The organism is Cognataquiflexum rubidum (assembly GCF_022538115.1).
Classification (GTDB): domain Bacteria; phylum Bacteroidota; class Bacteroidia; order Cytophagales; family Cyclobacteriaceae; genus Cognataquiflexum; species Cognataquiflexum rubidum.
Genome location: NZ_JAKZAL010000034.1, coordinates 24,667 through 35,851, shown reverse-complemented (window position 1 = coordinate 35,851; position 11,185 = coordinate 24,667). Strand labels below are relative to the sequence as shown.

Below are 11,185 nucleotides of genomic sequence, written 5' to 3'. Positions count from 1 at the left end.
ATCTTTAACAAATAACGATTGTCACTAGCTGTCACTTTATATTTATTTGGCCACTGGTATCATTGCGGATATACATATATTTCAATTTATTTTTTTCCTTTGGCTGTATAGCTTTTTAAAAAATTTGAATTATGTTTATTTTGATTGAATAATTAATCCCAAAACCCAAAACCTATGACCACCCAATCTTTAGGCGTTCCTTTCCAGGAACGTTATCTTGCTCTAGATGTACTGCGCGGACTGACCATCGCTTTGATGGTTGTTGTCAATACTCCTGGAAGTTGGAGCCATCTTTATGCGCCTTTTGCGCATGCCGACTGGCATGGTTTTACTATTACAGACCTTGTTTTTCCAACTTTTCTTTTTGTCGTCGGCAATGCCATGAGCTTCAGTATGAAGAAAATGGAAAAAATGGAACAGGGTATTTTTTTGAAGAAGGTTTTCAAAAGGGCAGCCTTGATTTTTCTGATTGGATGGGGGTTGAATGCTTTTCCTTTCTTCGAATACAATGAATCCGGGGAAATTGTAATGATCAATTGGGCAGAGGTAAGGCTTCTCGGTGTTCTTCAAAGAATAGCCCTTTGTTATCTTTTTGCCTCCCTGATCCTTTTTTATTTTGGAAAAAAAGGGGCAATCATTTATTGCATCGTCGCCTTGTTTGGCTATTGGGCAGTCCTTTATTTCTTTGGAGATCCTGCTGACCCTTACTCCATGTTGGGTAATTTCGGGTCAAAACTCGACCTTTTGCTCATCGGGGAGAGGAATCTCTATATGGGAGAAGGAGTCCCCTTCGAACCTGAAGGATTGTTGAGTACTTTTCCCTCTGTAGTCAATGTCATTGGTGGGTATTTCGCAGGAAAATTGATCCAACAAATTGGAAATAACATCAAAACTGTCAAATCCCTGTTTTTTGGTGGATTGATTCTGATTGTTCTTTGCCTGATTTGGGATTTGGTTTTTCCGATCAACAAAAAGTTATGGACAAGTTCCTACGTACTTTTAACAGTTGGCCTTGATTTATTCCTTATCGGGTTTTTGATTTGGGTGATTGAGGTTTGGAAAAAAAGAAACTGGACATACCCTTTTGAAGTTTTTGGCAGAAACCCATTGATCCTTTACGTCCTTTCCGGTGTCGTGATTACCATATTCTACTCCATTGAAATAGGAGGTGAAAGCCTAAAAGGTATCATCTATAAAGCTGCTTATACAAGTTGGCTTTCTGATAAAACTGCTTCTCTCCTATTTGCCGTCTCATACATGATTTTGATTTGGTTGATCGGATATTGGATGGACAGGAAAAAAATCTACATCAAGGTCTGAGAAGGAATTAGAAGGTTACAATTTTCAAAAGTTATAAGGTTATCGGACCTTACCTTCTATTTCAGCTACCAGTTCAGCATACCATTCAGGACCAAATTTCCTGATCAGTGCATCTTTCAGAAATTTGTAAACCGGGACTCCCAAACTGCCTCCCAAGACGCATGCTGCACTGCAGATGTCCCACCTGTCATAATTTAGGGCTTCAAATTCGTCATATTTCTTGATCCGGATAGGATAAAGATGGCAACTGATCGGCTTTTTAAAATCGGTTTTTCCATCCAAATACGCCTGCTCGATCCCACATTTCAGAATTCCCCTGTCATCATACAAGGCGTAGGCACATTCCCTGTTTTCGCCGATGGTCGGAGTACCTTTGTCGCCGTCTTTATCAAAAACCCAAGTACCTTGGGATTCAATGGCCTGTCGACCTTCTGCTGTGATATAATTTTTGACAATGGGATAAATTTCTTCCAAAATACCTGTTTCCTCATCCTCCAAAGGAGCTCCTGCATCACCTTCCACACAGCACGCACCCTTACACTTTTCCAAATCACAGACAAAAAACTGTTCCTTGATATCATCACTGATCACGGCATTTCCTACTAAAATCATTTTATCGCTATTTTGACTACAAAGAAACAAAGAAGGAAATTCAAAGACCTAAAAAAATCCAATCTTTATTGGCCTGCATCCTAAAGGAGGTTTTACCTGTGGTTTAAAAAAAAGAACCGTCCCATATTAATGGAACGGCTCAACCCAGCACTATGAAGAAAAGCTATTTAAGCCTTTAGCATACAAACACAGGACAATTATTATTGTTTAAACTTTTTTATTTTTTTTTTTAAAATCTGAATTCAAAACCGGCAGAAATCATCCTTGGTAGTCCCAACCTGATTCCCTGAGGTCTCCTTGACACCATATAGCGCTCGTCTGTAATGTTTTTTATGGTAAGATTAAATGTGGAATTCCATTTTGAAACATTGTAATTGACAACTGCATCCAATACAAAGTAGGAATCAATCTGTCCTGTTTCTCCATTTGGATTTGGTACCAAAGAATTTATTTCATCAGTAAATTGACTTGAGACAAAATTTCCCAATAGTCGTGCACCAAAACCAGATTGGGATTCAAAAGTAATGGCAGAATTGAAGAAGAATCCCGGTGAATAGGGAGTCCTGTTCCCTGAGATATTCACATCCCCCAAAAACCTATCCTCTGAAAATTCAGCATCAATTATAGCGGTATTAAAGTCATATACTATTTTGTTCCTTTTCAATCCGAACAGCTTGCTCAATTCCATCACCAGAGCTCCTTCCACGCCTCTGTGTGTGGTTGCGCCTCCGTTGACAAGGCCTGAACCCTGACCGCCGGAAGATTCAGAAACGGGAATAATCTGATTGGAGAAATTCATCATGAATCCTGTGAATTCCAGAAATATCCAGTTTTTGATATCAGTCCTGAATCCCAATTCGTAATTCCAGCTTTTTTCAGCTTCCAATTCATAAGGCTCGCCAAGGTTAGAAATTGCATCTTTCACCCTTGGTGGAGCAAAACCCCTATGAGCACCGCCAAACAGACTAAAGAGCTGAGTCGGCTTGTAGTTGAAGCCGATACCCGGAATTACTTCAGTGATAGCATTATTGGCCACCAACAAAGTGTCCCTTATACCTACTCCCGGAAAACTCCTCCTATTGATCTGTCTGTCGTAGTCAAAGTTTTCCAACCGGACACCTGCACTCAGCAAAAACCTCTCACTGAGATTCAATTTGTTTTGGGCATAGGCACTGAAAGCATGGCCGGACCTGATTTCATCTTCCACCAAGTTTCCGCTTGACACCCCTGCTTTTGTTCCATTTACACGTTGCTCGTATGCTTTTTCATAGAGATACCTAGTCCCGATGATCAGCTCGTTGTTTTTAGAAAAGAGGTTATGGTCGATTTCCAAACGTGGTTCGATTCCTGCAACTTCAAATTGGCGGTCTCTGTTTCCTGTCGAATTTCTCATGAAAACAGCGCCGTTTGGAATATTGGTATCACCCCAGGTTACGCCCGTCCAATTCGAAGGAGGTGTATTGGAACTTGTGTTTCTAGAAAAGTCCTGTCTGTTCCAATTTCTTGTAGTGGTATAGCCATAAGCAATGGTATTCAGCCTGACTTTTGGAGAAAAGTCATATTTGTGAGAAAAACTCAAGGAATATCTTCTCACACCCAAACGGTCATCCGGAGCCATTCTAGTAAAATCCTGTCCTCCAGCATCAAACATAGTCTGTGTCAATCCGATATAGGTTGCATCTGAAACTTCATCATAAACACCCATTTTCACACCAAGACTTGACTTGGAATTGATATCGAATAGCAATTTGGTATTGAAATCAGTAATGTCAAAACCCACATATCCTATTTGATCAGCACGTTTTTTGAGGATATTGACAGAGATCCCGGTGTTTCCAAAAGTATTTCCATATGAAACCATTCCTGAAAAAAATCCTCCATCCCCTGCTTGGACTTTTACAGTCCCCTGTTCTTCTTGGGGGGGATTAGCAGTAATATAATTGACTACGCCACCAATAGTCTGAGGGCCATATAAAATCTGACCTGAACCTTTCAAAATCTCCACACCAGACATGCGGTCTATTGCAGGGGTATAGTACATTTCAGGCTCACCGTAAGGAGCAAGAGCAATGGGGACACCATCTTCCATCATCATTACCGAACGGCTCCTGTCAGGGTCCAAACCTCTAATTCCAATATTTACGCGCATTCCGACACCCTCTTCATCCACAACATGTACACCGGGAGACCTTCTGATGGCTTCATTCCCACTTATTGGACTTAGATTTCTTAATTCTTTTTGATCAATATAAGAAACAGACCCAGGCACTTTGCTGAAAATCCTGTCTTTGTCCGCTATCACTGTAAACTGTGGCATTTCGACACCTGTTTCTTCAAAAGACAGTTCTAATTCGGTGATTTGACCATTAATGATTTTAATTGGCTGGGTAAAAGTTTTATATCCGATTGCTGATACCTTAATCATGTAGTCCCCATCTGCTAAGTCAAAAATCTGAAAAGTTCCATCCAGATTGGTGTAGGTTCCTTTGACCGTTCCCATTACCATAATATTTGCATATGGGATAAATTCCCCTTCGACGGAACTGATTTTCCCTGATACCACCAAAGTCTTTCCGGTATTTGGGTCTGTATTTGGAAAAGCTGCCGGCGAAACCCCGGTAATTAATAAAAAGGCCATGACTATTCGGATGGTCAACAGTTTTAAGGTCATAACAATTATTTATAATTATTATTTAGATTTATTATTATTTAAAGATGCAAACTTATCTTCTATTTAAACTTAATCCAAATAAGATTATCCTGCTTTTCAATACTATTTATTGATCATTATCAGCAAGCAATAGTTTTTTTCAATCACTGCAAAGCCTGATAAAAACAAAAGATCAAAACTTGATTGGCAATAATCTTCGTAGAATAAGATTGGAGAAATTAACTTAATTTGCACCGTGCAAGCCGACTTGTCGCTGTTCTTGAGGTAAAACTTTGGAAAAGAGGAAAGTCCGGGCAACGCAGAGCGCCATACTTCCTAACAGGAAGGGGTCATGCCGGAGACAGCCTGACAACAGATAGTGCCACAGAAAATATACCGTCCCGATAGCTATCGGGATAAGGGTGAAAAGGTGGAGTAAGAGCCCACCGCTTTCTCAGTGATGAGAGAGGCAAGGCAAACCTTATGGGTTGAAAGATCAAATAGGTCCCGCGATGAAACCTGGTTTCATAAAAGGTTGCTCGTCTTTATGCGGGATGGGTAGATCGATTGAGCCTGATTGTGAAGTCAGGCCTAGATAGATGACAAGAGATTCATCCGCCTAGGATGTTGAACAGAACCCGGCTTACAGGCTTGCACTTATTTTATTGAATTAAACTTAAAAGTCAATTATGTCCAAAATCCTGATCATTGATGATGAAAAAATCATCCGCTCCACACTGAGAGAAATTCTTGAATATGAAAAATACGAGATTTCGGAAGCCCAGGATGGGGAACAAGGCTTAAAAATGATGAAGGATGAAGATTTCGATCTGGTACTTTGTGACATCAAAATGCCAAAAATGGATGGCATTGAAGTGCTTGAAAAAGCAGCCGACCTGGACAAGTCCCCACAATTCATCATGATCTCTGCCCACGGGTCCATAGAAACTGCAGTGGAAGCGACAAAAAAAGGGGCCTTTGATTTTATTCCAAAACCCCCGGATCTCAACAGACTTTTGTTGACTGTAAGGAATGCTTTGGACAAAAAGAATTTGGTTTCGGAAACCAAAGTCCTGAAGAAAAAACTTTCTCAGAAACTTGATATGGTCGGGAATTCTTCTGCGATCATGCACGTAAAAGACACTATCGAAAAAGTTGCTCCTACTGATGCAAGGGTTCTAATCACAGGACCCAATGGAACCGGCAAAGAGTTGGTTGCCCATTGGCTTCACCAAAAAAGCAACCGATCCAACGCTCCTTTTGTCGCAGTAAACTGTGCTGCAATTCCTTCGGAATTGATTGAAAGTGAACTTTTTGGGCACGAAAAAGGATCCTTCACTTCTGCAGTAAAACAAAGGATTGGGAAATTTGAGCAGGCCGATACCGGGACGCTTTTTCTCGACGAAATCGGAGACATGAGTCTTTCAGCCCAGTCAAAAGTATTGAGGGCGCTTCAAGACCATAAAATCACCCGTGTCGGTGGGGACAAAGACATTAAAGTGGATGTCAGGGTTCTTGCTGCCACGAATAAAGACCTCAAAAAAGCCATCGAAGAAGGCAATTTCAGGGAAGACCTTTACCATAGGCTAAGTGTGATCCTGATTCAGGTACCTGCATTAAAAGACCGCAAAGAAGATATTCCACTTTTGGTGGAAAAATTCCTTGAAGATGTTGCTGCTGAATATGGTACCTCCAAAAAAGAAATCTCAAAAGAGGCGCTTACCAAACTTCAGGAGTTCCCTTGGACAGGCAACATCCGCGAGCTAAGAAATGTGGTTGAAAGATTGATAATCTTGGGTGAAAAAACAATCAGTCTGAGTGACATCAAGAAATATGCTGACTATTAAAGGTCAGCGTACTTTTTATCCTTTAATTTCTTTGTTATCCAAAGCTTTGGCGTAAGCAGGACATGGTTTGCTTGATGCACATGCACCTAAAGCCAAAATACCAACTGCCATTACAATAATTGTTGCTTTTCTCATAAATGTTAGAGTTTTAAAATCAAAGATGTTTAATAATTAAATCAATACAAAATTAATTGACCAATAAATTGCACCCACGGACTTCGCTGTTGTCAAACCTACCCAAAACCTCAATTTTGCCTTCCCCTATTTTTCTTCCCAAATCCTGTGTTTCAATAAATGCGCAGGAATGAAAATTTGCCAGGTCAATAACATTGATTCCGCCTTGGGACCTGTCTGACCAAGCCAAAGGGTCATTGGTATCTCTGAGGTAAACGCGCATAGTGGTTGGTAAATTGTACACACCTTCCCCTTGGGAGTATGCCTGCGACATGAGTTCTGTCATGCCATATTCTGAATGGATTCTGGATACATGAAACCCTTCCATTAAAATCTGGTGCAACTCCTCTCGGATCATTTCTTTCCTCCTTCCCTTCATCCCTCCCGTCTCCATTACAATAAGGTTTTCATTTTTTGGAAAAAAAGTACCGCTTTCAACAAGGTCAAGTAATGCAAAAGTCACTCCCAATAACAATACCTTTTCTTTAGACAAAGCAAGTTGTGTAAGCTTTGAAATGAGTTCTTCATGATTATATAGATAAAAACCGGAATGCTTGGATTCTGATTGGGATATAAACCATTCTGCCATACTCACTAGCGAACTGCCTTTCCTTTCGAGGTATGCGGGCAAAAGAGCGAGCACGTGAAATTTCTTAATGCTGCCATATTCCCTTTCAAAAAGCTGAAGCGAATGTCTTCTGTAAAACTCCTCTGACCAAAAATAATGCTTGCTGGTAATACTTCCTGTGGTCCCGCTGCTTGAGAAAAATCCCGGAAAATTTTCCATGTGTCCTGAAATAACCTGGTGGTTTTTAAAAAACCCTATTGGCAAAAAGGGAATGTCCTCAATGAATTTAACTTTTGAATTAATTAAACCCCTAGCTTGGACATATTGACGGTATATGTAATTTTTTTCAATTTGGAACCTGTATAGCTCTAAGGCTGATTGCTCAAAGTCAATTGAATTGGAATCCAAAATTCTTTCGCCAAAACTTTTAAAATACTTGATCGTTTCAATATTAGTCATTCAAAACTTAAGATATTTTGACCTCGTAGAATTTCTTGTAAATTTACATCAGCATGAGCAATGTAAAAAACTATCTGATTTTATTATCCATCATTTTCGTTTCAGGGGCCTGTATTTCACCTCCGGACAATTTCCCCTCAACACCTGAAATTTCATTTAAGGATTTGAATTTTTCGACTACGGATGGGGCTGACTCACTTATCTTGTCCATTAATTTCAAAGATGCTGAAGGCGATCTTGGTTTAAACCCAAGTGACGTTGATCCCCCATTTAATCCAGTCACCTTTATCAGAGACCAGTCGGGAAGCCTAATTGTTTATAGTAAAAGGCCTCCTGAGGCCCCATCATATAACCCAATAGATTGGGTAATCAATCCAATTGTAAACAATACTGTTGTAAGAGATACCGTGTGGGTGGAGCAAAATGAGGATCACAACAATATTTTTGTCCGGTTTTTTATCAAAAGAAATGGTGTTTATACGGAATTCAAATGGGAAGATCCTCCTTTTTTCACGACCTTTAACGGCAGATTTCCAAGGATAATCAATGGGTCAGAAGCATTACCCGTTGAAGGAAGTATTCGGTATTCGATGCTTTCTTTTGGTTGGAATTCTATTTTCAGAAATGATACTCTGAGAATAGATGTGGAAATTCAAGACCGGGCATTGAATAGAAGTAATTTGGTGTCGAGTCCTGAAGTGACTCTGAATCAAATTCGAAGGAATTAATCAAAAATGTATTACGTAATAATAACAAAAAAGGTCTTCAAATTAATTTGAAGACCTTTTTTGTGGATCATTAAAATATCTTAGGAAACTTAAGAGGATCTGAATTATGCATTAATGCATAAACTTTTTCGACCACATCATCTGCAGAAGGTTTTGAAAAATAATCTCCATCCGATGAATAAGCCGGTCTATGGGCTTTCCCCGGCAATGTTGCAGGTTCCACATCCAGGTAATAATATCCCTTTTGCTCTTCTATTACTTGTTGCATCATGTAAGCTGTTGCCCCACCCGGAACATCCTCATCAGTGAAGAGAATTTTATTGGTCTTCTTCAAAGATTCAACAATCTTGTGGTTGACATCAAAAGGCAATAGAGTCTGGACGTCAATCACTTCAATGTCAATACCCATCTGGTGCAAATCTTCGGCTGCATCCATTACGATCTTGCACATAGATCCATAAGTGACTACAGTAAGGTCTTTACCTTCTTTTATAACTTCAGGTTGTCCCAATGCAACTTTAAACTCACCAACATTGGAAGGCATTTTTTCCTTTAATCTGTATCCATTGAGGCACTCCACCACCAATGCCGGTTCATCTGCTGCCAATAATGAATTATACATGCCTGCTGCTTGTGTCATATTTCTCGGGACACACACCAGCATACCCCTTAAAGAATGTAAGATCATGCCAATGGGAGATCCTGCATGCCAAACGCCTTCTAGCCTATGGCCTCTTGTCCTTACAATTAGAGGGGCTTTTTGGCCTCCTTTTGTTCTGTACTGAAGGCAGGCAAGGTCATCTGCCAATGTCATCAATGCATAATAGATGTAATCCAGATATTGAATTTCAGCCATTGGCCTAAGCCCTCTCAATGCTGCACCAATCCCTTGTCCAATTATTGTGCATTCTCTGATGCCTGTGTCTGTGACTCTTAGCTCTCCGTACTTTGATTGAAGCCCCGCAAACGCCTGGTTTACATCACCTATCTTTCCAACATCCTCTCCAAATGCAAAAAATTTGGGTTCATTTTTAAGGTGATGATCAAAACATGCCTGCAATATTTCCCTGCCGTCTACCATTGAGGCATCAGCAGGATATTCTGCCATCACCGGAGCAATATTATCCGCACTCCATATTGATTGGCTATACAAATGAGAATTATACCTGTCCTCATTTAATTTTTGTTGAAATGAATACCAGGATAACAATTCTGTTCTAGCTTCAGAATTTTCATTTTTTGTCGCCCAAAGCGCCCTTCGAACCGTACTGATTACGTCTTTCCGGATAGGATTTAAAGCTTTGGTCAGTTCTTCTGTTATTTGTTCAATTAAAGATGACTCTTGGGAGGATTTGGACAAACCCTGAAGTAAGACAGCCGCTTCTTGCAATTCAGATTTTATTTCTCCTGCGAAAGCCTTCCAAGCAATCTCCTTCTGGCTTTTTACGTATGTTTTGGCTTCCTGGTCAATCAAATCAAGTTCTTCCCCGGATATCTTTCCGGTTTGGATTAGGTATTCTCTGAACTTGATGATACAATCATTTTCCTTTTCCCAATCTAGTCTTTCTTTTGATTTGTATCTTTCATGTGAACCTGAAGTAGAGTGACCCTGAGGTTGGGTTACTTCTATCACATGGATAATTACAGGCACATGCTCTTCCCTCGCAATTCTGGAGGCATTTTCAAAAGCCCTATCCAATCCTTCATAATCCCAACCCTTTACCACGAATATTTCAAAACCTTTCTGGTCATCATTTCTCTGAAACCCTCTTAGAACCTCTGAAATGCTTCCCTTTGTGGTATGATATTCATTTGGAACAGAAATGCCATATCCGTCATCCCAAATGGACACCACCATTGGGACTTGTAATACCCCGGCAGCATTGATGGTTTCGAAAAACATCCCTTCTGAAGTAGATGCATTGCCGATTGTTCCCCAAGCCACTTCATTTCCATTATTACTAAACTGGCTTAATTCCTTGAGTACTTCACTTTCCCTAAACAACTTGGAAGCATAAGCCAATCCAAGTAATTTGGGCATCTGACCGGCTGTAGGTGAAATATCAGCAGAGGAATTTTTCATGGAAATCAGATCTTTCCAGGATCCATCAGCATTCAAAGACCTGGTTGCGAAGTGGCCGTTCATCAACCTTCCTGCAGATGCAGGTTCAAGGCTTACATCAGTGTGCGCATAAAGTTGGGCGAAATATTCCCGGACGGTCAACTCACCGATCGCAAACATGAACGTTTGGTCCCTGTAATATCCAGCACGGAAATCACCATCTTGAAAATGCCTTGCCATAGCGATTTGAGCAAGCTCTTTGCCATCGCCAAAAATCCCAAATTTTGCTTTGCCCATAAACACCTCTTTTCTTCCCATCAAAGACGCTTGACGGCTTTCCTGGGCAATTCTGTATTCTTTGAGCAAAGACTCTTTATTTAACACGTTGGTGCTTTTCTGTTTGGAGAATGTTACCACTTCATTCATTTTTTATAATCTAAAAGCCAATTGGGTTTATTTCATTTCAAACGCAAGTATTCCAAAAATAAAGAAAATTGACATTTTTACAAATTTAAAAACAGAATAATTTCGATTAATTTCAATAAATAATTTTGATTAATGATCTTAAAAACACGAAATACAATATATTATTCTTATTTTTTAATAATTGCAACCAAAATAAATTATAAAACATAAAAACCACAGATTAAATTATCAGCCAAATCATTTTAAATAAAACTCTCAAAATTTTTTGTTTCAAAAGTATAATTTTTGAAATAATATTTAGAATAAACAAAAAATTTGAAACAATATTTCAAAAATCAA

Annotated in this window: 7 protein-coding genes and 1 other RNA gene; 4 read left to right on the top strand and 4 right to left on the bottom strand. The window is 39.6% G+C overall.

The genetic code is table 11. The features are described 5' to 3' along the window. Positions 1-174: 174 nt before the first annotated feature. Positions 175-1,320 carry an acyltransferase family protein gene (locus MMU05_RS22040; RefSeq protein WP_241143819.1) on the top strand — a complete coding sequence of 382 codons (1,146 nt, stop codon included), beginning with the start codon at positions 175-177 and terminating at the stop codon, positions 1,318-1,320. 39 nt (positions 1,321-1,359) lie between these two features. On the opposite strand, the gene MMU05_RS22035 is transcribed toward MMU05_RS22040, so the two are convergent. Continuing rightward, positions 1,360-1,932, bottom strand: a complete 573-nt coding sequence (locus MMU05_RS22035) for a DUF3109 family protein (RefSeq protein WP_241143818.1) — start codon at positions 1,930-1,932, stop codon at positions 1,360-1,362. Between the two features lie 229 nt (positions 1,933-2,161). Beyond that, a complete protein-coding gene (locus tag MMU05_RS22030; protein ID WP_241143817.1) occupies positions 2,162-4,603 on the bottom strand; it encodes a TonB-dependent receptor in 2,442 nt (813 codons plus the stop codon). Between the two features lie 234 nt (positions 4,604-4,837). Here MMU05_RS22030 and rnpB point away from each other — a divergent pair. Both rnpB and MMU05_RS22020 read left to right on the top strand, forming a co-directional pair. Beyond that, an RNA gene (gene rnpB, locus MMU05_RS22025) (RNase P RNA component class A) lies at positions 4,838-5,244 on the top strand. A gap of 27 nt (positions 5,245-5,271) precedes the next feature. After that, a complete protein-coding gene (locus MMU05_RS22020; RefSeq protein WP_241143816.1) occupies positions 5,272-6,429 on the top strand; it encodes a sigma-54-dependent transcriptional regulator in 1,158 nt (385 codons plus the stop codon). Between the two features lie 187 nt (positions 6,430-6,616). Here the strand turns inward: MMU05_RS22020 and MMU05_RS22015 are convergent, their stop codons facing one another. Beyond that, complete coding sequence (locus MMU05_RS22015) at positions 6,617-7,612, bottom strand: long-chain-fatty-acid--protein ligase (protein WP_241143820.1); 996 nt, start codon at positions 7,610-7,612, stop codon at positions 6,617-6,619. Positions 7,613-7,683: 71 nt separating this feature from the next. Here MMU05_RS22015 and MMU05_RS22010 point away from each other — a divergent pair, with 71 nt between their 5' ends. After that, positions 7,684-8,358, top strand: coding sequence for a hypothetical protein (locus MMU05_RS22010; RefSeq protein WP_241143815.1), 675 nt, complete (start codon positions 7,684-7,686; stop codon positions 8,356-8,358). 70 nt (positions 8,359-8,428) lie between these two features. Here the strand turns inward: MMU05_RS22010 and MMU05_RS22005 are convergent, their stop codons facing one another. Then, on the bottom strand, positions 8,429-10,846 hold the full coding sequence (locus MMU05_RS22005; protein WP_241143814.1) for an alpha-ketoacid dehydrogenase subunit alpha/beta: 2,418 nt from the start codon (positions 10,844-10,846) through the stop codon (positions 8,429-8,431). Between the last annotated feature and the right edge of the window lie 339 nt (positions 10,847-11,185).